Annotated in this window: 20 protein-coding genes; 12 read left to right on the top strand and 8 right to left on the bottom strand. The window is 38.1% G+C overall.

What is annotated here, in order from left to right; all coding sequences use genetic code 11:
- Positions 1-135 precede the first annotated feature (135 nt).
- From HDE68_RS17055 to HDE68_RS17025, 7 genes are all read left to right on the top strand, one after another.
- Positions 136-2,925, top strand: coding sequence for a TonB-dependent receptor (locus HDE68_RS17055; protein ID WP_183883424.1), 2,790 nt, complete (start codon positions 136-138; stop codon positions 2,923-2,925).
- Positions 2,926-3,705 (top strand): GLPGLI family protein, encoded by a 780-nt coding sequence (locus HDE68_RS17050; protein ID WP_183883423.1) that lies wholly within the window; start codon positions 2,926-2,928, stop codon positions 3,703-3,705.
- A gap of 72 nt (positions 3,706-3,777) precedes the next feature.
- Positions 3,778-4,956: an acetyl-CoA C-acyltransferase gene (locus HDE68_RS17045; RefSeq protein WP_183883422.1), complete on the top strand. Its 1,179-nt coding sequence runs from the start codon at positions 3,778-3,780 to the stop codon at positions 4,954-4,956.
- The gene (locus HDE68_RS17040; protein WP_183883421.1) at positions 4,956-5,864 is read left to right on the top strand and encodes a hypothetical protein; all 909 of its coding nucleotides are present in this window, start codon (positions 4,956-4,958) and stop codon (positions 5,862-5,864) included. Before HDE68_RS17045 ends, HDE68_RS17040 begins: the two co-directional genes overlap by 1 nt.
- Before the next feature lie 110 nt (positions 5,865-5,974).
- A complete protein-coding gene (locus HDE68_RS17035) occupies positions 5,975-7,636 on the top strand; it encodes a peptide MFS transporter (RefSeq protein ID WP_183883420.1) in 1,662 nt (553 codons plus the stop codon).
- Positions 7,637-7,707: 71 nt separating this feature from the next.
- Complete coding sequence (locus HDE68_RS17030) at positions 7,708-9,624, top strand: peptide MFS transporter (protein WP_221300775.1); 1,917 nt, start codon at positions 7,708-7,710, stop codon at positions 9,622-9,624.
- A 165-nt stretch (positions 9,625-9,789) separates the two neighbouring features.
- On the top strand, positions 9,790-10,521 hold the full coding sequence (locus HDE68_RS17025) for a polyprenol monophosphomannose synthase (RefSeq protein WP_183883419.1): 732 nt from the start codon (positions 9,790-9,792) through the stop codon (positions 10,519-10,521).
- A gap of 224 nt (positions 10,522-10,745) precedes the next feature.
- Here the strand turns inward: HDE68_RS17025 and HDE68_RS17020 are convergent, their stop codons facing one another.
- The 4 genes from HDE68_RS17020 to proS form a co-directional block, all read right to left on the bottom strand.
- Entirely contained in the window at positions 10,746-11,255 is a 510-nt protein-coding gene (locus HDE68_RS17020; RefSeq protein WP_183883418.1) for a YdeI/OmpD-associated family protein, read from the bottom strand.
- A gap of 61 nt (positions 11,256-11,316) precedes the next feature.
- On the bottom strand, positions 11,317-12,096 hold the full coding sequence (locus HDE68_RS17015) for a TIGR02757 family protein (protein ID WP_183883417.1): 780 nt from the start codon (positions 12,094-12,096) through the stop codon (positions 11,317-11,319).
- Positions 12,097-12,200: 104 nt separating this feature from the next.
- The gene (locus HDE68_RS17010) at positions 12,201-13,391 is read right to left on the bottom strand and encodes a cystathionine gamma-synthase (RefSeq protein WP_317617707.1); all 1,191 of its coding nucleotides are present in this window, start codon (positions 13,389-13,391) and stop codon (positions 12,201-12,203) included.
- On the bottom strand, positions 13,373-14,845 hold the full coding sequence (gene proS, locus HDE68_RS17005; protein WP_183883415.1) for a proline--tRNA ligase: 1,473 nt from the start codon (positions 14,843-14,845) through the stop codon (positions 13,373-13,375). Before proS ends, HDE68_RS17010 begins: the two co-directional genes overlap by 19 nt.
- 107 nt (positions 14,846-14,952) lie before the next feature.
- On the opposite strand from proS, the gene HDE68_RS17000 reads away from it, so the two are divergent.
- Together HDE68_RS17000 and HDE68_RS16995 are read left to right on the top strand one after the other, a co-directional pair.
- Positions 14,953-15,936, top strand: coding sequence for a hypothetical protein (locus HDE68_RS17000; protein ID WP_183883414.1), 984 nt, complete (start codon positions 14,953-14,955; stop codon positions 15,934-15,936).
- Between the two features lie 22 nt (positions 15,937-15,958).
- Entirely contained in the window at positions 15,959-17,500 is a 1,542-nt protein-coding gene (locus tag HDE68_RS16995) for an OmpP1/FadL family transporter (RefSeq protein WP_183883413.1), read from the top strand.
- A gap of 77 nt (positions 17,501-17,577) precedes the next feature.
- Here HDE68_RS16995 and HDE68_RS16990 read toward each other — a convergent pair whose 3' ends face one another.
- Entirely contained in the window at positions 17,578-19,392 is a 1,815-nt protein-coding gene (locus HDE68_RS16990) for a UbiD family decarboxylase (RefSeq protein WP_183883412.1), read from the bottom strand.
- A gap of 105 nt (positions 19,393-19,497) precedes the next feature.
- Positions 19,498-19,977: a Dps family protein gene (locus tag HDE68_RS16985; protein ID WP_183883411.1), complete on the bottom strand. Its 480-nt coding sequence runs from the start codon at positions 19,975-19,977 to the stop codon at positions 19,498-19,500.
- Positions 19,978-20,161: 184 nt separating this feature from the next.
- Here HDE68_RS16985 and HDE68_RS16980 point away from each other — a divergent pair, with 184 nt between their 5' ends.
- Positions 20,162-21,427 (top strand): LysM peptidoglycan-binding domain-containing protein, encoded by a 1,266-nt coding sequence (locus HDE68_RS16980; RefSeq protein ID WP_183883410.1) that lies wholly within the window; start codon positions 20,162-20,164, stop codon positions 21,425-21,427.
- Complete coding sequence (locus HDE68_RS16975) at positions 21,417-22,061, top strand: uridine kinase (protein ID WP_183883409.1); 645 nt, start codon at positions 21,417-21,419, stop codon at positions 22,059-22,061. Before HDE68_RS16980 ends, HDE68_RS16975 begins: the two co-directional genes overlap by 11 nt.
- Here HDE68_RS16975 and HDE68_RS16970 read toward each other — a convergent pair.
- Both HDE68_RS16970 and HDE68_RS16965 read right to left on the bottom strand, forming a co-directional pair.
- Complete coding sequence (locus HDE68_RS16970; protein ID WP_183883408.1) at positions 22,053-22,712, bottom strand: CoA transferase subunit B; 660 nt, start codon at positions 22,710-22,712, stop codon at positions 22,053-22,055. The genes HDE68_RS16975 and HDE68_RS16970 overlap by 9 nt on opposite strands.
- 15 nt (positions 22,713-22,727) lie before the next feature.
- Positions 22,728-23,429 (bottom strand): CoA transferase subunit A, encoded by a 702-nt coding sequence (locus HDE68_RS16965; protein ID WP_183883407.1) that lies wholly within the window; start codon positions 23,427-23,429, stop codon positions 22,728-22,730.
- Between the two features lie 171 nt (positions 23,430-23,600).
- Between HDE68_RS16965 and HDE68_RS16960 the strand changes: the two genes are divergently transcribed.
- Entirely contained in the window at positions 23,601-24,959 is a 1,359-nt protein-coding gene (locus HDE68_RS16960; RefSeq protein WP_183883406.1) for a hypothetical protein, read from the top strand.
- Position 24,960 lies beyond the last annotated feature (1 nt).

Below are 24,960 nucleotides of genomic sequence, written 5' to 3'. Positions count from 1 at the left end.
TCCTGAAATTAAACGGACAAAATAGCCAACAAATAAAACCAAAAGTTAATTTAACACACTTTAACCTTATTTAACATTCATATCATAACAACTACTAAAAGATTAGTTATATATTAGTCTTATACTTACATGTTTATGAAATTACTTTTAATAGCCGTTTTTTGTATCTTTTCACATTGCGCGTTTTCACAAAACCCATATTCCATTAATGGAACTGTGGCCGATCACGCAGCCGGCACTAACTTACACTATGCAACAGTCAGTGTGCTGCGGACTAAAGATTCAACCCTGGTAAAATTCACAAGAGCCGCCGAAAATGGTATTTTTAATATTTCAGGACTTCAAAAAGGGAAGTTGTTTTTGCTGGTTACCTATCCGGGTTATGCAGATTACGTAGAGCCATTTGTCTTAGACAGTACCAAAAACAGTATTGATTTTGGTAAAATAAAACTTACACTAAAAGCAACCCTTCTTGCAGATGTAATCATTAAGGGGAAAGCTGCGGCCATAAAAATAAAAGGTGATACGACAGAGTTCAACGCTTCAGCTTATCAAATACAGCCAAACTCCAAAGTAGAAGATTTACTCAAACAATTACCTGGTATACAAATCGATAAGGATGGAAAAATAACGGCTCAGGGCCAGAAGGTAAATAAAGTGCTGGTTGACGGAGAAGAATTTTTTGGAGATGACCCTACACTGGTCACTAAAAATATCAGAGGTGATATGGTAGACAAAGTTCAGTTATATGATAAAAAAAGTGACCAGGCCGCTTTTACAGGTATAGATGATGGGAAAAAAGAAAAAACCATCAATATCAAATTAAAAGATGATAAGAAAAACGGATATTTTGGAAAGCTTGATTTAGGTGGTGCGACAGATAAATTTTATCAGGCACAGGGAATGTTCAATGCTTTTAAAGGAAAACAAAAATTTTCTGCCTACGGCACACTTGGAAACAATGGAAAACTAGGCTTGGGATGGCAGGACAATAGTAAATATGGTTCAGGTAATGATATGCAGTTTCAGGATGGCGGGATAAGTATTACAACCGATGGCAATGATGCACTCGATTCCTATAATGGAAAATATAATGGCGAAGGTATCCCTGTTGCCAGAACCGGAGGTGCACATTATGATTCTAAATGGAACAGTGATAAAGAATCCATCAATGCGAATTACAAAATTGGCTCATTAAGTGTAGACGGAACAAAAAACACCTTAAGCCAGAATAATTTACCAACCGGAATTATTAACTCAAATTCGGACGAGAATTTCAATAACTATCTGTTTAAACAGAAACTTGATGCTACCTATCAGATCAAAATCGACTCTACTTCAACCTTAAAGGTAGCTGCCGATGGTACGGCTAAAAATAGCAATACACAGAATAATTATACAGGCAGTAGTACTGCCAATGATTTGTTATTGAATAAAAGTTCAAGAAAAATATCAAATGATAGCCACGATAAAATTTTTAACACCAGCCTGTTCTGGACTAAAAAATTAAAGAAAAAGGGCCGTACCCTATCATTAAATATTAATCAGTCCATAAATGAAAGTAAAAGTAACGGATTCTTAAAATCAGAAAATGATTTCTTCAATACAAAAGGTATAAAGGATAGCAGTCAGATAATCGACCAGTTCAAAACAAATACGATCAAATCTTCTGTATTTTCTACTAACCTTGCTTATACAGAACCCCTATCCAAAACATTGACAATAGTTGTTAACTATGGATTTGGAACCAGTAACAGCAGTGCAGACAGAAAATCCTTCAATCAATCCCCTGATGGAAAATATAGCTATTTAGATACCCTTTACAGTAATAATTATAAGCTGGATCAGGTCTCAAACATTGCAGGAGCAATCTTTAATTATAGAAAAGACAAAAGTATTATCAATTTCGGGACTAAGATTGCAAATATCAGTTTCGATCAAAAAAATGAAATCAATAACACCTCCTATAAAAGAAACTTCATCAACTGGAACCCCCAAGCCAGTTATCAGTATAAATTCTCTCAGCAAAAAGTTTTCTATATAGCCTATACTGGCAATACAACACAACCTAACATTGATCAGATTCAGCCCGTATTAATCAATACTGACCCTTTAAATATCAAAATTGGAAATCCCGATCTGAAATCATCATTCAATAACAGAATAGATATCAATTATAACTCTTATAAGGTTTTAAGCGGTCAGAGTATTTATGTTGGCGGAGCTTATAATTTCACATCTAATGCAATAATAAATAGTGTTGATACAGATCCTGCTGGAAAAAGCACTTATAAATCAACTAACCTGTCTGATAAGCAAACCAGTAATTACTATCTATATGCAGGGATTTCACAAAAATTGAAGTTCAGGGATTTATATACTGGAATGAATTTGAACTCCAACGGGAACACTTATTACAGTTATATCAACGGTTCACTTAATAAAACGCAGTCTAATAGTTACTCCGCTCAGTTATCTATCTCAAAATATCAGGAGAAAAAATTTGAAGGCCGTTTATCCTTTGGCCCTACCTACACAACCAGTCAGTCTTCTTTACAAAAGTCTACCAACGATAACGGATGGGGATTAAATGGAGAAAGCTATTTTACTGTTTATTTACCCGGTAAATTTGAAATTGGTTCTGATGCAAGTTATGAGTACAGAGGTAAAACCAAGTCCTTTAGTTCAGATTTCAATCTCTTGCTTCTCAATGCAAGGATAAGCAGGAAATTCCTGAAATCTGAAAATCTTAAATTTTCTCTTTCTGCCAATGACCTGTTAAACCAGAACGTTGGTTTTAACAGAAATGCAAATGGAAATATGCTTACACAAACCAGTTATACTACTATCAAAAGATATTTCATGGCATCAATTGTTTGGGATTTTAATAAAATGGGCGGAGGAACCGCAAAAAAAAATAAATAGATGAAAAAAAGCACAATAATTATACTGACCTGCCTGTTCATTGGCTTCAGCACCTCTTTACTTGCTCAAAACTCAAGATTTACGACTCAGGGCGAGATAGAATTTGAAAGAAGTACAAATATGTATGCAATTATTCAAAAAAGGATTAACAAAGATAACGAAGGTTATATGTCACAGTTTTTTGAACAATATAAGAAGACATCGCCTCAATTCAAACTGGCAAAAAGTACTTTAACTTTTTCAAATCAGCTTACTTTATTTAAGCCTATAGCAGATGATTCTCCTGCTGCACCATTTTTTGGTGAAGACCCTGGTGTAACCCAGATCAATATTACCTATACAGATCTCAATACAAGCCAGCAGATTACCCAGAAAAAAGTTTTCGAAGAAACTTTCCTCGTTAAAGACAGTACAAGAACAATCAGGTGGAAAATAACCGATGAAACAAGAGAAATTGCAGGCTTCAATTGCCGCCGGGCCAATGCATTGGTTATGGACTCTATCTATGTAGTTGCTTTTTATACTGATCAGATTCCTGTTTCGGGTGGCCCGGAATCCTTTACTGGTTTACCTGGAATGATATTAGGATTGGCACTCCCTCATGAAAATGTTACATGGTTTGCTAAAACAGTATCAGACAGATCAGTAGCCACAAATAAGATTATCCCTCCTGTTAAAGGAAAAGCAACAGATAACAAGGGTCTAAAGCTTACCTTAACTGCTGCATTAAAGAATTGGGGCGAGTATGCCAAAGGAATGTTCAAAGCCTTTTTATTGTAGGTTTTAAAAAAGACCTTCCTGAGCAAATTTAAAATTATTAGATTTGCCCATAACCAAATTTAATAGAGACAAATGAGAGAAGTAGTTATCGTATCAGCATTAAGAACAGCAATTGGAAGTTTCGGCGGATCGCTGTCAGGCTTTACAGCTACCCAATTGGGAGGTTTTGCCATTAAAGCTGCTGTTGAGAAAGCGGGAATTAAACCTGAAGATGTACAGGAAGTATATATGGGCAATGTTTTATCTGCTAACTTAGGTCAGGCACCAGCTACTCAGGCGGCTAAATTTGCAGGCTTACCAGATGTTCCTGCTACCACAATTAATAAAGTATGCGCTTCTGGTACCAAAGCGATCATGCTCGCAGCTCAGAGTATTTCTTTAGGGCAAAATGACATTGTTGTTGCTGGTGGAATGGAAAGCATGAGTAATGTTCCTTATTACCTTGATAAAGCAAGAACAGGCTATAGACTAGGACACGGGCAATTAACAGATGGTTTGGTTAAGGATGGTTTATGGGATGTATATAATGACTACCATATGGGTTCTGCTGCCGAACTATGTGCAGCTACTTACAATATCACTCGTGAAGCACAGGATAATTATGCTGTAAACTCTTATAAAAGAGCTCAGGCTTCAATAAATGATGGTAAATTTAATGCAGAAATTGTTCCTGTTGAAGTCATTGACCGCAAAGGAAATTCTACTATCGTCGATAAAGATGAAGATGTTTACTCAGTAAACTTCGACAAACTACCAGGTTTAAAACCAGTATTTAAAAAAGATGGTACAGTAACCGCAGCAAATGCTTCTGCATTAAATGATGGTGCAGCAGCACTGGTTTTAATGAGTGCCGATAAGGCAAAAGAACTGGGTTTAAAACCACTGGCCCGTATACTAAGTTATGCAGATGCTCAACAAGCACCAGAATGGTTTACCACTGCACCTTCCAAAGCTATTCCCCTGGCTTTACACAGAGCTGGAAAAAGTATTGCTGATGTAGATTTCTTCGAGATCAACGAAGCTTTTTCAGTAGTTTCATTAGCAAATAACCAGGAAATGGGATTATCAGAAGCTCAGGTAAATGTAAATGGCGGCGCAGTTGCAATGGGACACCCGCTTGGTGCTTCCGGAGCCCGTATTGTAGTTACCCTGCTTGCTGTTCTGAATCAGAATAATGGTAAAATCGGCGTCGCCGGAATTTGTAATGGCGGTGGTGGTGCAAGTGCATTGGTTATTGAAAAATTAGCTTAATGAAACAGGTTTTCAAGCCCTTTTTGATACTACTCTGGCTGAGTTGTGCGGTGACGAATGTCTCTGCGCAACTCAGCCAGAGTACAGAAGTGTTGAATAAATATCAGGATTCTCTGTTTAACATCACGCATACCTTATTTTCAGCGCCTACTAATGAAGAACGTTTTGCACAAAATGCAAAATTCATTAAAATGCTTGTAACAGCATTAAAAACACCTTCATCATTTGATTTTGGTTTTGATTCTCTGCAAACCATATCTGTTGTAAAATCACCAGATAATACTTTCAAAATTTTCTCCTGGTATATCCCCACATTAGAAGGTACTTATCGTTTCTTTGGAACTGTGCAGATGGCAACAAGAGATGGGAAATTAAAATTATATCCATTGATTGATGAAACAAATCAGATCAAAGACAATAATCAGATCACGAACAATAAACAATGGTATGGTGCCCGCTATTACGAGATTGTACCTCTGATTGTAAGTGGTCAGAATACCTCCTATGTTTTACTGGGATGGAAAGGCAACACAAATAAAACCTCTAAAAAGGTAATTGAGGTACTTTCTTTTAAAAATGATGAGCTCCAGTTCGGAAAGGCAATTTTTCAGGGGCCTAAAAATACTGAAGTAAAAAACAGAATCGTATTTGAATATAATAAACTTAATTCCATGACTTTAAGGCTCGATAAAAATGAGCAGATGATTGTATTTGATCATTTAGCCCCTTTTGATCCTGCTATGGAAGGAAATTTTGAATACTATGCTTCTGATTCCAGCTTTGATGGTTACCGTTTGGTGGGTAATCAATTAAAACTAGTAGAAAATATCGAATTAAAGAATGATCCGAATGCAAAGGACGATTTCTATATAGATCCTAAACCCAAAGAGATACCAGTAAAAAATTAACTTACAAGCAAAATAATGCCTCTATAGGGCTTAAATTTGTGATTACGGGGTCATGTCCTTATATTGCGCGATGCGTCACTTCGCTAACACACACCTAATTTTTGAAATTGATGAATGAAACCATTAAAGTAAAGCATCCTAGAGGATTGACTTTTCTTTTCTTGTCCGAGATGTGGGAACGCTTCGGATATTACCTGATGATAGGGATCTTCACCCTGTATTTAAAAGACGTTAAAGCTGGTTTTTCTATGACCGAGGCCGAATCTGCGGACCTTTACGGCACATTTATAGCGCTTGTATTTCTTACTCCTTTTTTAGGCGGATTAATCGCTGACAGATATTTAGGTTATGCTAAATCCATTATTTTGGGTGGTTTGTTAATGGGTATTGGTTATTGCATGATGGCAATACATAGTTTGCCAATCCTGTATTTATCTATGACATTAGTTATTATAGGAAATGGTTTCTTTAAACCAAATATTTCCACTTTACTTGGTAATATCTATTCCACACCAGAGTATTCAGATAAAAAAGATGAAGGTTATAATATCTTCTACATGGGTATTAACATAGGTGCCTTTATCTGTAACTTCTTTGGGGCCGCATTGTATATTATGCTGGGATGGGGATATGCTTTCATTGCAGCCGGAGTAGGTATGTTTATCGGGGTTGCTATTTTTATTTATGGAATGAAGCATTACAGCGCTTTTGATATTAAAAAAGGCGTCAAAGAAGGAGATATGTCTTTCTTAAAAATAGTATTGGTCATTTTGGTCCCTTCTGTTATTGCAGGTGTAATTGGCTGGGTGCTTCCGACTAAATTAATGGGTCATCCACTGGTTGGCTCTGCTTCTACCGATGCCTTTATTTTTGCCTGCGTACCGGTAATCTACTTTTATGGTTCTTTACTTGCTAAAGCTGATAAAGACGAAAAAAGGCCTATTGCAGCATTACTGACTATTTTTGCTGTGGTTATTTTGTTTTGGGCAGTATTTAAACAAAATGGAACAGCACTAACTACCTGGGCTGATCGATACACAGACAGACATTTACAAAATCCTATTGCAGAGAAAACCTTCTCTAAACTCAATTTCTCACAAAGCTTCACTTATTCGAAAGACTCTATACCTTTATATGACAACGCATTCCGTATTCAAAAGAAAGACGGAGTAGTGTTAAAAGAATACAACTATCCTACTTACTTTAAAAATATCCCTGCAGATAAACTTCCTGCAGAAGGTGGTAAAGTTGAACTTTGGGCAACAAACTTAAGCCAGTCTATTAATCCGGCATGGGTAATTTTACTGACCCCATTAGTAGTTGCATTTTTCACCTGGCTTCGTAACAGACACAGAGAGCCAAGCACAGCTACAAAAATTGCATTTGGCTTATTGATTTCAGCACTTTCAGTACTGGTCATGATTGGTGCAGTTTATTCAGGCAGCAACGGCAGTGAAAAAGTTTCTGTATTATGGCTTGTAGCCGGCTATGGTGTAATTACAATCGGAGAATTATTTTTAAGTCCTATGGGACTTTCCCTGGTTTCTAAATTAAGCCCGGTAAGAATCACTTCCCTGATGATGGGTGGATGGTTCCTGGCCACTTCAATTGGAAACAAATTATCCGGTGTTCTGGCTACGCTCTGGGATACCTACGAAAATAAAGCCAATTTCTTTTGGGTGAACTTTAGCCTTCTTCTCTTTTCAGCGGTTATCGCATTCTTCCTTTTAAAATGGCTGAATGGGATCATGGAAGAGAAAGGAATAAAATAGTTACTAAGAAAACCCAATAATTAGAATTAATTTGCAAACTTTTATTTTAAATAAACTATAATACAACATTTATGGATCAATCTGAAATCCTTAAGCCAGAGCAATTAGACAACGCTCAGAAAGGCCATCCAAAAGGATTATATGTACTGTTCGCTACCGAGATGTGGGAACGTTTCAATTACTACGGTATGCGGGCTATTTTGGTGCTTTTTATGACCAAAGCCTTATTATTTGACAAAGCATTTGCGTCAAATTTATATGGAAGCTATACAGGGCTTGTATACCTGACTCCATTAATTGGTGGTTTTATTGCCGACAGATACTGGGGAAACAGAAGATCTATAGTAACAGGAGGTATATTGATGGCACTGGGAGAACTGATTATGTTCGGTTGTGCTTCTCTTTACCATACAATGCCTGATATTTCTACATTCCTGTTTTTTACAGGTTTAGGATTTATGATATCAGGTAATGGTTTCTTTAAACCAAATATCTCATCAATGGTAGGTCAGCTTTATCCAAAAAGCGATCGTAGAATTGATGCTGCATACACTATTTTCTACATGGGTATCAACGTTGGTGGTGCTTTAGGCCCGTTTATCTGCGGATACTTTGGAGACACTGGTAACCCTGCTGATTTTAAATGGGCATTCCTAGCAGCAGCAATAGCAATGGGTATTGGAGTTATCGTTTTCATTAATTTCAGAGATAAATATGTACGTGACCCAAATGGAGCCCTTTTAGGTTTAACACCTGCTAACCCTGGTGACAAAAAAGTTTCACCTATACTGGTTTATCTTGGTTTATTTGCTTTTTCTGCACTATGTGTAGGCATGTTATACATTGATGCCAGAATTGTAAGTTATTTAAGCTACCTGCTGATACTTGCTGTTGTTGGTATCGCAATTATGATTTTCACAGATAAAACGCTTAGTAAAATTGAGAAGAAAAAAATATCTGTAATTTTCATTGTTGCCTTCTTCGTATTATTCTTCTGGAGTGCTTTTGAGCAGGCCGGAGCTTCATTAACGTTTTTTGCTGAAGAGCAAACACAAAGAAACCTGGGTTTCTTTACAGTTCCATCCAGCTGGTTCCAATCTCTAAACTCTATTTTCGTCGTTGTATTTGCACCAGTATTTGCCTGGTTATGGATTAAATTAGGTAAAAGAGAACCTTCTGCTCCTACTAAAATGGCTTTAGGTTTAATGTTGCTTGCACTTGGATATCTTGTTATCGCTACTGGTGTTAAAGACGTAGGTGCTGGTATAAAAGTGAGTATGATTTACCTGATTGGTATGTATGCTTTTCATACATGGGGTGAACTTTGTCTTTCACCAATTGGATTATCACTGGTAAATAAATTATCTCCACTCAAACTTTCTTCTCTTTTAATGGCAGTATGGTTCCTTGCTAATGCAGGTGCAAACGTATTGGCTGGAAAATTAAGTTCTAAATATCCTGAGGAGGAAGCTAAAATTGCAGAATATAAAGTTAGTCCACTGGTATTAACCAATAGTGCGATAGACTGGAAGCTGGTAGCTAACAGCAAAAAGAACATTCAGCAATGGGATTTAAGTACAGTTAAAAAGAATTCTCATTCAATCAGTCCTGATTCTTTAGTTGCACTTTCAATTGCTCCTGCTCAACAGGCTGTAACTATAGACACGAATAAAATAAACAGAATCTCTCCTAAAAAACTAAGTGAATCAGAAGTTGCAAAACTTGCTGTTGCTGGTGAAAAAGAGGGCAAATTCTTATTGGGTACAAATGCAGCCCAAACAGAAGTATATATTATCAAAGGCAGTGACCAAACTGCTTCTGTAGTGGAGGTTTATAATATGAATCCTGTGAAACCAACTTTCCTTGGATACACGATTAAAAATCTTTATGATTTCTTTATGCTGTTCGTTGTTATGGCAGGTATCGCTTCTGTAATATTGTTCTTCATAACCAAGTGGTTACAGAAGACAATGAATGCGACTAGCTAGTAATTAATCAGATACTTTTTTAATGAAAGGCTGTAATTTCAAAATTACAGCCTTTTTTGGTTAAATGGTAAATGTTAACTGATGTTAAATCAGATTATAATAACATGAATTTCAATATTTATCAATATTTTCGCGGATAATTTTATTAAAATTTATATTACACACGTGTCAGATAGCTTAGTCATCATCCCCACCTATAATGAAAAAGAAAATATTGAGAAGATTATCCGCAAGGTATTTAGTCTGACCTTTTCTTTTGAGGTTTTAATTATTGATGACGGATCGCCCGATGGAACGGCAGACATAGTAAAAAGACTACAACTGGAATTTCCTGGTTTACACATGGAACAGAGAACTGGAAAGTTAGGATTGGGAACAGCTTATATCCATGGTTTTAAATGGGCATTACAACGTTCTTACGCCTATGTTTTTGAAATGGATGCTGATTTCTCTCATAATCCGGATGATCTGTTTGCACTTCGTGAGGCTTGTGTAAATGGTGCTGATGTAGCCATTGGCTCAAGGTATGTCAGAGGGGTAAATGTAGTTAACTGGCCAATGAGCAGGGTATTAATGTCTTACTTTGCATCAATGTATGTAAGGTTCATTACAAGGATAAATATTCAGGATGCTACTGCCGGATTTAAATGTTACAGAAGGATAGTATTAGAGACTATTCCTTTTGATAAGATCAGATTTGTAGGTTACGCATTTCAGATTGAGATGAAATTTACAGCGATAAAGTATGGGTTTAAAGTGGTAGAAGTGCCGATCATATTTACGGATAGAACAGAGGGGACTTCGAAAATGAGTACAAGGATTTTCCGTGAAGCTTTTGTCGGAGTTATACAGATGAAGATAACCAGCTGGTTTAGAAATTATAAAAGAGTTTCTTAGCTCCGAAAACTAAGAACAAAAAAACACCTTGTTCTATTTCTGCCTGACGTTCCCTCTTTGAGGGCCCTGATGCCAGAAATAGAACAAGGTGTTTTTTTGTTTCCAAAGGTTTCCCCCTGTACAGGGAGCTTAAGCAGAGTTTATAATTTGAACCGGCTGGTTAACCTGATATCTTGTAAGGTTCCGTTTTTTTGTTGTTGGTTAGGAGGTGATTTATTGATGAGTTATTCTTTACTTTTATTGCTACGCATCATTTCTGAGAAGGTTTGATTCTTGTCCATTGCGATGACGATTTGAGTTAATCGTTTGACACGGGTAGGTTCTGTTTTAGCTCCATTGAGCCAATTGATATAGTAGTTTTGATGGGATTTTGGAAGTTTCAGGAAATTTTCGAGATAATGCTTTTCTTCCTGGAGACAAAGTTCGAGGTCTCCGGGCATTTCTATTTTGAAAGTTTTATCTTCTTCGAGTTGCAGGTGTAGTGTTGCTCCTTCTTCCTTTTTGAGTTGTTTGCGCAGATTGGCATTCAAAGCAAGGATAAAGGTCCCTTCTCCCATTGGGATTAATGATAGTCCTGCTACAGGAAGCGCATCAATTAAGCCCTGTACACGAAAGCTTCTACGCCAGCCTGGCTTGAGCTGGCTGGCTATTTCCATGGGTATAGCTACGTAGCTCCAGCCAGTTTTCTCCCCCATTTCGGCAAAACGTTCTATTTCAGCTTTCAAGGTTATCATTTGCGACCAGATTTTTTATTGTTATTCACACCGGTTTCATGTCAGAAATCAGCATGTATTTTTAAAATTTCTCCTCTACCCCAAGGCCAAAAAGAGCAAAATCATATTTTACAGGATCTTTTGGATCAAATTTACTAAGTTCAGCTGTAAGTTCAACAGCAGTTCTCCAATCAGTTTGTTTACGGGTAATCAATTCTAAACGACGGGCAACACGGTCTACGTGTACATCACAAGGGCAAATCAGGTCTGCAGGTGAGATTGTAGTCCATACACCGAAGTCTACACCGGTCTGATCTTTCCGTACCATCCAGCGCAGAAACATGTTTAGTCTTTTACAAGTAGACTTTTGAGCTGGCGAGGAGATGTGTTTAACAGTTCTTCGCGGGGAATCCGGGAGACTAAAAAAATAGGTACGGAAATGGTTAAGGGCATTTTCAGCACTAAAGTTATTTAACTGACTAAAGTTTTCAGGCAGAAAGGCCGTTTCCAGGCTGTCCGAAAGTGTGTAATGATGCTTAAAGAATGAAATAAAATATAGAAGATCTGTATCGTTAAAAGTGCGGTGTTTGAAATTCAGCAAACGGCGCAGGTCCTGATCACCATGATGCAGCATAAAATTGTACGGATCGTTATCCATACGATCAAAAAGGTCGGTACATTTATTAATGATCGTTTTCCTTTGGCCCCAGGCCAAAATTGCCGCAAAGAATGCAGCAATTTCAATATCCTGTTTTTTCGAAAAACGGTGGGGAATACAGATTGGATCATTGGTGATAAAGTCAGGTCTGTTGTATTGCGCAACTTTAATGTCCAGAAAATCCTTGAGTTCTAAAAATTCCAATGTCTTTTATTTAGAGAAGCCAGTTTAAATTATATTTAAACTGGCTTCGTTTATGATAGGATACAGTACACGCTTTTTTTATTATAAAGCATGTTTTTGATGGATTAACTTAATGCCTGCTCTAAATCAGCCAGAAGATCGTCGATATCTTCTACACCAACGCTTAAACGCAGCAGGTTATCTGTTACACCTACTTTCTCACGTTCCTCCTTAGGGATTGAACCATGAGTCATTGAAGTCGGGTGATTAATCAGGGATTCTACACCACCTAATGATTCTGCCAAAGTAAATACTTTGAAAGAAGAAGCTACTCTAAAGGTTTCTGCCAAATCAGCCCCTTTTAAAGTGATTGACACCATTCCACCAAAACCACGCATTTGCTTTTTCGCAATATCATGGTTAGGATGATCTTCAAAACCTGGCCAGTAGATCTTATCAACCTTAGGATGGTTCTTAAGGAAACGGGCAACTTTCTCTCCGTTTTCACAATGTGCTTTCATACGCAGGTGCAGGGTTTTAATACCTCTTAACACAAGGAATGCATCTTGCGGGCCTGGTGTTGCTCCACAAGCATTGTAGATAAACCACAGGTCTTTATACAATTGATCATCATTCACTAATAATGCTCCCATCACCACGTCAGAGTGACCGCCGATGTATTTGGTTACTGAATGCATCACAATGTCTGCTCCCAAATCAATTGGGTTTTGTAAATATGGTGAGGCAAAAGTATTATCAACTGTCAGGATCAATCCTTTTTCTTTGGTAATCTTTGCAACACCTTCAATGTCGATAATCTGCATTGTTGGATTTGTAGGCGTTTCAATCCAAACTAATTTAGTTTTATCATTGATATATGGAAGCATATTTTCTGGTTTTGACAAATCCAGAAAATGAAACTTAATACCATATTTTGCATATACTTTAGTGAAGATACGGTATGAACCTCCATAAAGGTCATTACCTGTAATGACCTCATCACCTGGCTGCAATAAACGCAGAACAGTATCTGTAGCTCCCATCCCAGAAGAGAAAGCCAGACCGTATTTAGCATTTTCCAATGCAGCAAGACAGTTTTCCAATGCCTGACGGGTTGGGTTTGTTCCTCTTGAATATTCAAAACCCTGGTGATCACCCGGCGATTTCTGCCAGTAAGTAGAAGTCTGATAAATCGGGGTCATTACCGCTCCGGTTGACGGATCAGGTTCCTGACCTGCATGTATGGCTTTAGTTGCAAATTTCATGTTGCTCTTTTTAAATTTTTGATGCCTTTGGCTTAATAAGCGCGGGCGAATAAAACACGTTGAACAGATGGTTTACCTGAATAAACACAGATTCCGTCTTCTAACTTATTATCTAACGGAATACATCTGATTGTAGCCTTTGTTTCTTCTTTTATTTTTTGCTCTGTTTCTGGCGTACCATCCCAATGTGCAGAAATAAATCCACCTTTATTGTCTAAAAGGTCTTTTAATTCATCATAGGTATTGGCAATAGTAATATGCTCTTTTCTATAATCAAAAGCTTTTTTGTAGATGTTCTCCTGAATTTCATCCAATAACTGAACGATATAAGTATCCAGACCTTCCTGGCTCACTGTTTTCTTCTCTCCGGTATCTCTTCTCGCTAACTCAACAGTACCATTTTCCAGATCTCTGCCTCCAATAGCCAAACGAACTGGTACACCTTTCAATTCATATTCAGCAAATTTGAATCCTGGACGCTGAGAATCTCTGTTATCATATTTCACAGAAATGCCTAATGCTTTCAGCTTTGGCGTCAGCTCATTCACATAAGCAGTGATATTATCAAAGTCTGCATCATTTCTGTAGATAGGTACAATCACTACTTGTATAGGTGCTAACATTGGAGGTAAAACCAATCCCAGATCATCACTGTGCGCCATAATCAACGCACCAATCATACGGGTAGAAACTCCCCATGAACTTGCCCATACATGTTCAATTTTACCTTCTTTACTGGTAAACTTTACGTCGAAAGCTTTAGCAAAATTCTGCCCTAAAAAGTGAGATGTACCTGCCTGCAGGGCTTTTCCATCCTGCATCAATGCTTCAATACAATAAGTATCCAATGCACCTGCAAAACGCTCATTAGCTGTTTTCACCCCTTTTACGACTGGCAATGCCATCCATTTTTCAGCAAAGTCAGCATATACATCAAGCATCTGCTTTGTTTCTGCAACTGCTTCTTCAGAAGTTGCATGTGCTGTATGACCTTCCTGCCATAAAAATTCTGTGGTACGTAAAAAAAGACGTGTACGCATTTCCCATCTCACTACGTTTGCCCATTGGTTAATCAGCAAAGGTAAATCACGGTAAGACTGTACCCATCCTCTGAATGTATTCCATATAATGGTTTCAGAAGTCGGCCTTACGATTAATTCTTCTTCTAATTTGGCTTCAGGATCAACAATGATATTTCCTTCACCGTCATTTTTTAGACGGTAATGTGTCACAACGGCACATTCTGTTGCAAACCCCTCTACGTGTGCTGCTTCTTTAGAAAAAAATGACTTAGGAATGAATAATGGAAAATAGGCATTACTGTGCCCTGTATCTTTAAATTTCTGGTCCAAAACAGCCTGCATTTTCTCCCAAATGGAATAGCCATAGGGCTTTATAACCATACATCCTTTTACAGCAGAATGTTCTGCCAGATCGGCTTTCATAACAATGTCGTTATACCACTGGGAATAATCCTCGTTTTTACTTGTAATACCTTTGCTCATAACTGTTTGGAACGTTTATTGTGTTAAATAACTTGCATGCTAGGCTACAAATTTATAAATTTATGCCTACAAAAAAACTGTTTACACACACAAAGAACTCACATATTATGAAACCTAACCATTTATTTTCCAGCATGCTGGTCGTAGCGGCTCTCGCCGTCTCCTCCTGCTCTGCTCCACAAATGGCACAGCAAACTCGTCATAATGACGATGTTTATGGCTCAACAGCGAAAGCGGTAGAGTATACCGCACCAGAACGTACGTACTCATCCCAGTCAGTAAATGACGGATATACAGATGATAACGATGATTATTATGGCAGCAGTGATTTATATGCTGACATGGATTATTCATCACGTATCAATAGATTCTATTATGGCAGCCCATACAGAGGTTATTATGATCCGTTTTATTATGACGGGTTCTATGGTGGTGGTTATGGTTATGGCGGCTACTCTCCTTATTACTCAGGTATAGGCTTTGGATTAGGATTCGGTAACGGCTTTTACGGCAGTTCATGGGGTTTAGGCCTTGGATATGGCTGGGGCGGTGGATTTTATTCTCCTTTCTATTCTCCATGGGGATGGGGCGGCGGTTATGGCGGACTATGGGGCGGTGGCTTCTATGGCGGTGGCTATTACGGCGGCGGATACTGGGGTGGTGGTTACGGTGGCGGATATTACAGATCCAACAGCGTTTACAGCCCTCAGCGCAACAGAGGTGCCGACAGATCAAGCTACTCGGGCAGAGGCAACTATAACGGATCCGGAAGAGGAAGTTATAACGGCTCTGGAGTAACCAGCTATGATGCAAACGGAAGAAGATCTTATGGCAGCAGGGCTCAGGGACAGGGATACGAAAGAAATGGCGGTAACAGAAGCCAGGGAAGTTCAAGATCTTTTGGCCAGATGTCAACAAGACCTGACAGATCATCTCAATACTATGCTCCTCAGAGAAGCAATTCTGACAGATCATCTTACACTCCTTCTTCAGGGTCAGGCAGATCATCAGGCGGCGGTGGTTTTGGCGGCGGCGGCGGTGGTGGCAGATCATCAGGCGGTGGCGGTGGTGGCCGTTCAGGAAGAAACTAACTTTTATGTATTTAATATCTAGATGAAAAAAATTATACAACTCCTTGTAGTAGCTATAGTAGGTACTACGGGTAATATCTATGCCCAAAATGGCATTTATGCGAACGATGTTTTAAGGTTTTCCCGAACCGACTACGGAAGTTCAGCACGTTTTAAAGGTTTAGGAAACGCACAGACTAGTTTAGGTGGAGATATCAGTTCTATTGGAGGAAACCCGGCAGGACTTGGAATGTTTACCCGTTCCGAATTCAGTATCACTCCTGAGTTTAATAATATCCAGGCAAATTCAAATTACCTGGGTCAGAACACAAAAACAGATAAAAATAAGTTAAATTTAAATCAGGCTGCTGTAGTATGGTATAATCCTGTGATCAGGCCAAAAGGTTCTAACCTGAATAAAGGCGTACTTAGTTTTGTCTGGGGCTTGGGTTACAATAGAAATAATGATTTCAGTGTAGAGAATAACTACTCTGGCCGCAACTCACAAAGCTCTATTGCAAATGACTGGGCTCAGCGTGCTAACGGATATACAGCGAACAACCTTGGAAATACAATTGAAAACACAGCTTTTAACAGCTTTTTAATTGATAGAAAGTTAGGAACAACTGATCAGTATCTGCCAGCTACTTCAAGCACAAACAATACCCAGAGTTCAAACGAAGTTCGCAGAGGATCTACTTCTGAGTTTAACTTCTCAGGTGCAATGAATATTTCAAACAACCTATATTTAGGTGCAAGCATTGGCTTTGTAAATGTACATTATGAATCAAATTCTGTTTATAATGAATCAGGAACTATTATCAAGAACCCTTCAAATGATGCTTCACCAGATACACTAAACCATACAAATCCTTTTGTTGGTAATCAGTATAGCCTGGTTAATGCAGTTAGCACCAGAACTAATGGTGCTGGTATAACAGGAAGATTAGGATTGATTTACAAACCTATAAACGAAGTTAGAATCGGGGCTACTTTCCAGGCACCAACATGGATGCACATGGAAGTAGAAAGATCTGAAATTCTTGACACCCGTTTCACAGGGACTAATCCAAGAACTTTCCAAAGTGACTATCTGAATACTAATTTCAACTATAATGTCAGAACTCCTTACAAAGCTACTGTAGGTGCAAGCGTTATCCTTGGTCAAAATGCTTTATTAACAGCTGACGTTGACTATATTGATTATGCTTCTACCAAACTTTCGCAAAGCGATGGTTACAGAGATGCGATTACAGAGAACAATGACTATATCAAACAGAACTATGGAAGTGCTTTTAATTTCAGAGTTGGTGGAGAATATAAAATTGATGCTTTTAGCTTAAGAGCTGGTTATGGTTATAATGGTACACCTTATAAAGTTGATGCGGGCAATATGTCAGCAATCAAGTCTTATTCAGGCGGTATTGGCTATAGAATCAATCAATACTATGTTGATTTAGCTTATCAGCGCCTTGAAACTACTAACTTCTTTAATCCTTATTATCTTGACAATGGTTCTGAGCCATTGGCGACAACAAAAGTGGCAAGGAATAATGTATTCATGACTGTTGGTGTAAGATTCTAACCTATATATAAGGTATAAAAAAAGCCCTTGCTGATTTTCAGCAAGGGCTTTTTTTATACCTTATATATACGTATGATTTAAATATTGAGTCTAAATCTATCAATATTAGCTTCAACAAGCTCATCTTTGATCAACTCCGGTGCATGATGCGGTTTCTTCCTTGCATCAATAATCAATGGACCTGTACAACCCCAGTGTTTATCTTTAATAAACTCTCCTACCCCATGAATATCTGCAGCCGGGTTGCTTCTTGTAAAGGTTACCCAAACAAAGTTATTAATACTATCAGCCGTAAATGCTGCATCATCACACAGCACAATTAAAGCCAGGCCATTAAGCTCCTGTTTGATCAAAGAAAGGTTCAATTCTGCTATAGAACCTGCCGCCTCTTCAGGAGTGGTATAAACACCAGTCTTAACTGCAAGCACACCCGGCATCACAAAATGATAGTCTCCAAAAGGAACAGGCAAATTAAAATTCGCCGGCAACTCTTTTGACAATACCCTTTTGACATCACCCGCAGCAGCCAGTACTACTTTAGAACCACTATTCAATCCACCCCCACTATAATCGAGTGTATCAATTGTTGTTTCTGTATGAAAATGAAGATCTCTCTTTAGATCTATACGTGATAATATATGCGTTAAGAAAACTTCAATATCATGCGTATCTAAATCTTCATTATCTTCACGTGCCGCTATAAAAACATACTTAGCCAGACTCAGCTGATTCTTTCCTAAAATATGGTTCGCAATAGTCAGAATCTCCTGCGGTCTGCGTTCATTAAGAAACGGGGTATACCGTTCACTTCCTATAGCAAATAATAAAGGATGTACACCAGCAGCATCTACAGCATTTACTTCTTTTAAACCATGAATTTCCTGTGGGAGAGCCGATCCGGCAATTTCATGAATTAATGCCCCAAAACTAGTATCTTCCTGAGGCGGACGCCCCACAACAGTAAATGACCAGATTGCATCTTCCTTATGATATACATGATGCACTTTCATTAAAGGGAAAAGGTGGGTCAGGCTATAATAACCTAAATGATCACCAAATGGCCCTTCTGGTTTAGTTTCTTGCGGATATACCGTTCCGGTAATGATAAAATCAGCATCAGCCGAAAGGCAAAATCCTTCATCATCATAAAAATAACGGAACCGCCGGTTACCTAATGCACCTGCAAAAGTCATTTCAGACAAACCTTCTGGCAAAGGCATTACCGCAGCAAGCGGATGCGAAGGTGGGCCACCCACAAAAATACTTACTTTTAATGGTACCCCTTTTGCATTTGCTTTTGACTGATGCACTCCTATTCCCCTGTGAATCTGATAATGCAATCCGATTTCTTTATCTTTTATATAATCATTCCCTGCAAGCTGAATACGATACATACCCAGGTTAGCATTGAGTATACCCGGTTTATTTACATCTTCGGTATAGACCTGCGGCATAGTTATAAATGGCCCGCCGTCCATTGGCCAGTTTACAATCTGAGGAAGCTGGCTGATTGTTGTTTTCTTAAATACGGATTTAAATAAGTGCTGCTGCATGGGCAATGCCGATAAGGCAGTCAAACCAGCACCAGCAAATTTAAAAGGATTTTTAAGTGCCTTCATAGGATCAGAGCGCAGATCCACCAGCTGACTTACCTTAGGCAAGCTATCACGAAACATAAATTTAGATCTTTCCAAAGTCCCAAACAGATTGGAAACTGCCGGAAACGGACTGCCCTTGATTTTCTCAAAAAATAATGCAGGGCCTTTTTCCTCATAAACCCGCAGGTGTATAGCCGCCATCTCTAAATAAGGATCTACCTCTTCTTTGATACGGAGTAAATGACCATGTTTTTCTAAATCAGCCACACATTCGGCTAAGTTTTTATATCCCATCGAAATCAAAGGTATTAAGTTTTCTGATTTGTATGTCCCATTAAAACAGAAAAAACCATGCTTTCACATGGTTTTACATTATAATTATGAAGAGCTTATGCCCTATTATTTTTTACCGGCAAATGAGCGTAACATCCAGGTAGTTTTCTCCTTGAACTGCATGAAACGGTTAACCATATCATTCGTACCATCATCGCCAGCCGCCGAAGTAGCATCTAATAACTCACGCTCTAACTGGATTAAGTGGGCCATATCTTCTAATATAGCATCAACCATTGCCAGATCCTGCAGACCTATAGTATTAATTTCTTTAATACCTGACTCTTTAATATAGTCTTCAAAACGGCTGTGTGGTGGTTTTCCTAAAGTTAAAACACGTTCAGCTATTTCATCAATAGTCAGTTGTGCGTTAGTATATAATTCCTCGAACTTAAGATGTAAAGTAAAAAAATTCTGTCCTTTAATATTCCAGTGACATCCTCTTAATTTTTGATAATGAATATGATAGTTGGCAAGATAATCATTCAACAGGTCAACGACTGGTTTTACTTGTTTCTCACTCAAACTAATTTCTTTTGCGTCCATAATGTATTTTTCTTTAATTTGTGGGTTGTTAATCTATACTAAATCAACAATCAGACACCTCAAATGGTTTTGAAAAAAAATGATATGATACAATAGAGACATATAATTGTCGTTTAATATTCAGAATTGAGGCTCTTATATATTATTCGTATAATTGCCTAATTAATCATTCACAAGAACGTTAATGCAAAAATATTATATACCGTTATTATTTGGCCTTTTCCTGAATTTATCAGCAGTAAAGGCAGATAATCTAAGAGATTCTATAGGAGTTGAGAATCTAAATGGCAAAAAACTTATTTTACACCAGGTTGTAGCAAAGGATACTTATTATTCTTTAGGCAGAAGGTATAATGTCAGCCCAAAAGAAATCATCGCCTATAATGAGAACAAATTCCTGTCTATAGGAGTTTTAGTTAAAGTACCTACAAACATTCCTTTTTCAGGACCAGCCGCAACAGTAACTGCAAAAACAGCAGTAACAAAACATGCAGAACCTGTTAAACAAACAGGGGTAATCAATAAACCAGTTGAATCCACATCTGCTGCTGATCAGGGAAATTCGGAATTTACTGAACATGCTGTTCAGCCAAAAGAGAATTTAATGATGCTGGCCAGACAATATGGTACAACAGTAGCAGACATTAAGCGGATTAATGAGCTGAAATCTATTAACCTTAAAATTGGACAGGTTCTTAAAATGCCTGTAAAAGCCGGGGATGAAACGACTTCTTCAACCCCACTGCAAAAAGCAACTGTACAAACAGCTCCGGTTCAAGCGGTACCTGCACATCCGGCACCTCAGCCAGTTGTGGAGAAAAAACCTGAAATTGTAAAAAAATCAGAAAATCAGGTTGTTAAATCTGAACCTGCTGCCCCTGCGGTTCAGGGCAATTCTGACAAGAATCAATTTCTGGAACACACCGTTTCTTCTAATGAAACCATGTACTCCATTGCTACAAAATACAACCTGACACTTGATCAGTTAAAGGCAAAAAATAATTTAACAACCAACTCCCTTTACATCGGCCAGAAATTGCTGATCAACGGGCAGTATCCTGTTAAAAATCAGCGAAATAACAATGAAGACACTAAAGAGGCAGACACTATAGAATCTGTTAAAAACCCTTCATTAAGACTTCCGGCAAGCCGTTATGGGCTAAGTCAGATGGATGAAAAAGGTGCTGGAGTATGGATCACAGATAAGGATCTTGACCCTTCAAAAATGCTGGTACTTCACCGCACTGCACCTATCGGAACCATCATGAAAATCACCAATCCAATGAGCAACAGATCTACTTTTGCGAAGGTTGTTGGTAAATTTACTGAGAATGAGTCCACAAAAGATGTTATTATTGTAGTCACAAAAGCGGTAGCCGATGCATTGGGCGCATTGGATAAAAGGTTTTTGTGCAATTTAACGTACAGTGGACAAGCGAATGAACAATAACAAACCCTATATAATAGGTGTTGCCGGAGGTAGTGGTTCAGGAAAAACATTCTTTTTAAAATGTTTTCTCCACCATTTCAGTACAGAAGAAGTATGTTTAATCTCCCAGGATGATTATTACAAACCAATAGGTGAACAAAAGGTAGATGATAACGGATGGGTCAATTTTGACCTGCCGGAGGGAATAGATGACGCCAAATTATTGGAAGACTTAAAATTGCTTATTGATGGTCAGTCAATTTCAAGAAAAGAGTATACTTTTAATATTAATGAGGAAAGTGCACGTCTGATGAACATCACCAGTGCACCGATTATAATTGTAGAAGGGCTGTTTGTATTCCATTACCCTGAATTATCTCAATTATTCGACCTGAAAATATTCATGGATGCAGATGAAGAAATCACACTTAACCGCAGAATCTCAAGAGATGAGATAGAACGTGGTTATACCCGTGATATGATTATGTACCAATGGGTTAACCACGTTATGCCTGCTTACAAACAATTTCTGCTTCCTTATAAGGAATCTTGTCAGAAAATCATCATTAACAATAAACATGTGGCAGAAGATATTATTGCCACTTCTAAAGAGATATCAGACGAATTGAAAGAAACTGTACTCAAATCAGTTTAAATCCATTTCTTTAACATCTGCCTCAGCGAATAACTTTCCTGAGGTAGATTGTTTTATAAAATCAACACTCACCCCCGGTGCCCTTTCAATTAACCTGAAACCACCTTCTGGTAAAATATCCAGCACTGCTAATTCTGTAACTACCTTTCTGATACAATTTACGCCTGTCAGTGGCAAACTGCATTTTGGCAATAGTTTACTTTCACCGGCTTTATTGATATGCTGCATAGCCACAATGATATTTTTAGCCGAAGCGACTAAATCCATTGCACCTCCCATTCCTTTGACCATCTTTCCAGGGATTTTCCAGTTGGCAATATCACCATTCTCAGAAACCTCCATAGCGCCCAGAATAGTCAGGTCAATTTTCTGACTTCTGATCATCCCAAAACTCATTGCCGAATCAAAGATAGATGAACCCGGTAATGTAGTAATCGTTTGTTTTCCCGCATTAATCATATCAGGATCTTCTTCTCCTTCAAAAGGGAAAGGCCCCATGCCCAGCAGGCCATTTTCTGATTGCAAAACAACATTTACTCCATCAGGTATATAATTTGCAACCAGTGTAGGAATACCAATTCCCAAATTCACATAGTAACCGTCTTTTATTTCTTTAGCGATACGTCTCGCAATTCCGTTCTTATCTAACATAAAATATTTGATTGGTTAATTACGCGGTCTGACTGTGCGCTGCTCTATTCTTTTTTCGTAGTCTGAACCCTGGAAAATACGGTGTACATAAACACCCGGGGTATGGATATGATCCGGATCAAGTTCTCCGGGCTCTACAAGCTCTTCTACTTCAGCAATGGTAATTTTTCCTGCCATAGCCATTACCGGGTTAAAATTACGGCTTGTAGAACGAAAAACCAGGTTTCCGGCAGTATCACCTTTCCATGCTTTTACAATGGCAAAATCTGCATCAAAAGCATATTCCATCAGGTAATCTTTTCCATTAAAGTTTCTGACTTCTTTGCCTTCGGCTACTTCAGTCCCTACACCAGCAGGTGTATAAATCACTGGCATCCCATAACCAGCTGCCATGCAGCGTGTAGCTAATGTACCCTGAGGGATCAATTCCACTTCTAATTCTCCGCTCAGTAACTGGCGTTCAAATTCCGCATTCTCCCCTACATAAGAAGAAACCATTTTCTTTACCTGGCGGGTTTTCAGTAACAGGCCAATTCCGAAATCATCTACGCCTGCATTATTAGAAATACAGGTTAGTTCCTTCACGCCTTTCTTTACTAATGCAGCAATACATTTTTCAGGTATGCCGCACAATCCGAAACCACCAAGCATAATCGTTTGTCCGTCTATAATATCGCGTATTGCTTCATCGGCATCCGCTACTCTCTTATTGATCATATATTTGGTTTGATCGCTAAATTATAGATAAAAACAGCCCCGGCAAAATATTAATGATTTATTAATATTTTTTATTACACTGATTTGTTTGAGACAATTTCGTACAATTGTTATGGAAACTATTTATAATAATAAATTCTGCAATCATTTGTATTCTCCTAAACATTTTAAATGAAATTCCTTAAAATATCCTTATTTCTGCTTCTGTTCCTATCCTCTTTTAAAATATTTGCCCAGAAAAAAAGCCCATCCTATATCAAAGACCTGCAAACAGGCTGCCGCATTCTAGACGATAATAATTCTCCAGGAATTAGCATTACCTGGACAGGCGGATGTAAAAACCATTTTGCCGAGGGCTATGGAATATTAACATGGTATACACAAGAAAAAGAAAGTGCAAAATATGTTGGTTTTCTACATAAAGGTGAGCTGAACGGCAAAGGAAAATTTACATTTCCAGGTACCCCATATGCGCTTGAGGGAAATTTTGTAAATGGTAATTTAGAAGGAAAAGGCAAAACAACTTTTGCCACAGGGCTCGTGATGAATGGGACCTTCTCAGAAGGCCGCTTTTTCAATTTGGATGAACCTTATTTGGGCCGGCTTGAAAATAATAAAACCCAACTAATTGACAGTACAGCAATTTACGTAAATGAAGGAGATTTAAAACCACTTTTCTACTATAGTTTATTACCAGAAGGAGAAGTTAAAAGTACACTGGTCCTATTACCCAGTCAAGGCGAAATAGTTGAAAATGTAATTAACTGCAATAAGAAATTAATTCAGCTCGCAGCGCAGAATAATATTCTTGTCGTCGCAGTTTCCATAAACAACGATCGGGGAATGGATGATGATAAATCAGCATTAAATTTCCTGAATACTATTTTTAAAGAGTTAATTATCAAATATAACGCCCCTAAGGATAAATTTGTGCTGAGTGGTTTCTCTAACGGAGGGATGATTGCATTAAGATATGCTGAACTGGCCAAAGAATACAGCAATAAAACAGCAATCGTACCTTGTGCTATTTTAGGTGTTGATCCGCCTGTTGATATTACAGAGCTTTATAATACGGCAAAAAGAGACTTGTCAATGAACGAAGGAAGATCTGGTTTAACACCAGCCAAATTGAACGGATTAAGAGAAGCAAAATCTATTGTCAATTTCTATGATAAAATATATGGGGGATCACCAGAACAATATCCCGACCAGTATATTAAACGCTCTATGTTCTCAAGAACACAAAAAGATGGCGGTAATGCCAGATACCTGATCAATATTCCAATAAGATTATATTCTGATCCGGATATACTATGGGCAATTAATGAAAGAAACCGTGATTACTTTGATATGAATGCAGCAAGTTTATCCGCTATGGTCAATTTATTAAGGTTACAGGGAAATACTAAAGCCGAATTCATTCCTGCAATTGGTAAAGGATATCGGTTAGACGGTACAAGACATCCTCATTCCTGGTCTATTGTAGATCCTCAGGAATGTATTGAATGGATTAAAAAAGTAACTGAATAAA

It is taken from the genome of Pedobacter cryoconitis, from assembly GCF_014200605.1.
Classification (GTDB): domain Bacteria; phylum Bacteroidota; class Bacteroidia; order Sphingobacteriales; family Sphingobacteriaceae; genus Pedobacter; species Pedobacter cryoconitis_B.
This window is presented reverse-complemented; position numbering and strand designations above follow the sequence as displayed.

Excerpts from the sequence above, each read along its gene's own strand:
- HDE68_RS17055 (WP_183883424.1), top strand. The coding sequence starts at position 136 with ATGAAATTACTTTTAATAGCCGTTTTTTGTATCTTTTCACATTGCGCG.
- HDE68_RS17050 (WP_183883423.1), top strand. The coding sequence starts at position 2,926 with ATGAAAAAAAGCACAATAATTATACTGACCTGCCTGTTCATTGGCTTC.
- HDE68_RS17045 (WP_183883422.1), top strand. The coding sequence starts at position 3,778 with ATGAGAGAAGTAGTTATCGTATCAGCATTAAGAACAGCAATTGGAAGT.
- HDE68_RS17040 (WP_183883421.1), top strand. The coding sequence starts at position 4,956 with ATGAAACAGGTTTTCAAGCCCTTTTTGATACTACTCTGGCTGAGTTGT.
- HDE68_RS17035 (WP_183883420.1), top strand. The coding sequence starts at position 5,975 with ATGAATGAAACCATTAAAGTAAAGCATCCTAGAGGATTGACTTTTCTT.
- HDE68_RS17030 (WP_221300775.1), top strand. The coding sequence starts at position 7,708 with ATGGATCAATCTGAAATCCTTAAGCCAGAGCAATTAGACAACGCTCAG.
- HDE68_RS17020 (WP_183883418.1), bottom strand. The coding sequence starts at position 11,255 with ATGATAACCTTGAAAGCTGAAATAGAACGTTTTGCCGAAATGGGGGAG.
- proS (WP_183883415.1), bottom strand. The coding sequence starts at position 14,845 with ATGAGCAAAGGTATTACAAGTAAAAACGAGGATTATTCCCAGTGGTAT.
- HDE68_RS17000 (WP_183883414.1), top strand. The coding sequence starts at position 14,953 with ATGAAACCTAACCATTTATTTTCCAGCATGCTGGTCGTAGCGGCTCTC.
- HDE68_RS16995 (WP_183883413.1), top strand. The coding sequence starts at position 15,959 with ATGAAAAAAATTATACAACTCCTTGTAGTAGCTATAGTAGGTACTACG.
- HDE68_RS16990 (WP_183883412.1), bottom strand. The coding sequence starts at position 19,392 with ATGGGATATAAAAACTTAGCCGAATGTGTGGCTGATTTAGAAAAACAT.
- HDE68_RS16985 (WP_183883411.1), bottom strand. The coding sequence starts at position 19,977 with ATGGACGCAAAAGAAATTAGTTTGAGTGAGAAACAAGTAAAACCAGTC.
- HDE68_RS16980 (WP_183883410.1), top strand. The coding sequence starts at position 20,162 with ATGCAAAAATATTATATACCGTTATTATTTGGCCTTTTCCTGAATTTA.
- HDE68_RS16975 (WP_183883409.1), top strand. The coding sequence starts at position 21,417 with ATGAACAATAACAAACCCTATATAATAGGTGTTGCCGGAGGTAGTGGT.
- HDE68_RS16970 (WP_183883408.1), bottom strand. The coding sequence starts at position 22,712 with ATGTTAGATAAGAACGGAATTGCGAGACGTATCGCTAAAGAAATAAAA.
- HDE68_RS16965 (WP_183883407.1), bottom strand. The coding sequence starts at position 23,429 with ATGATCAATAAGAGAGTAGCGGATGCCGATGAAGCAATACGCGATATT.
- HDE68_RS16960 (WP_183883406.1), top strand. The coding sequence starts at position 23,601 with ATGAAATTCCTTAAAATATCCTTATTTCTGCTTCTGTTCCTATCCTCT.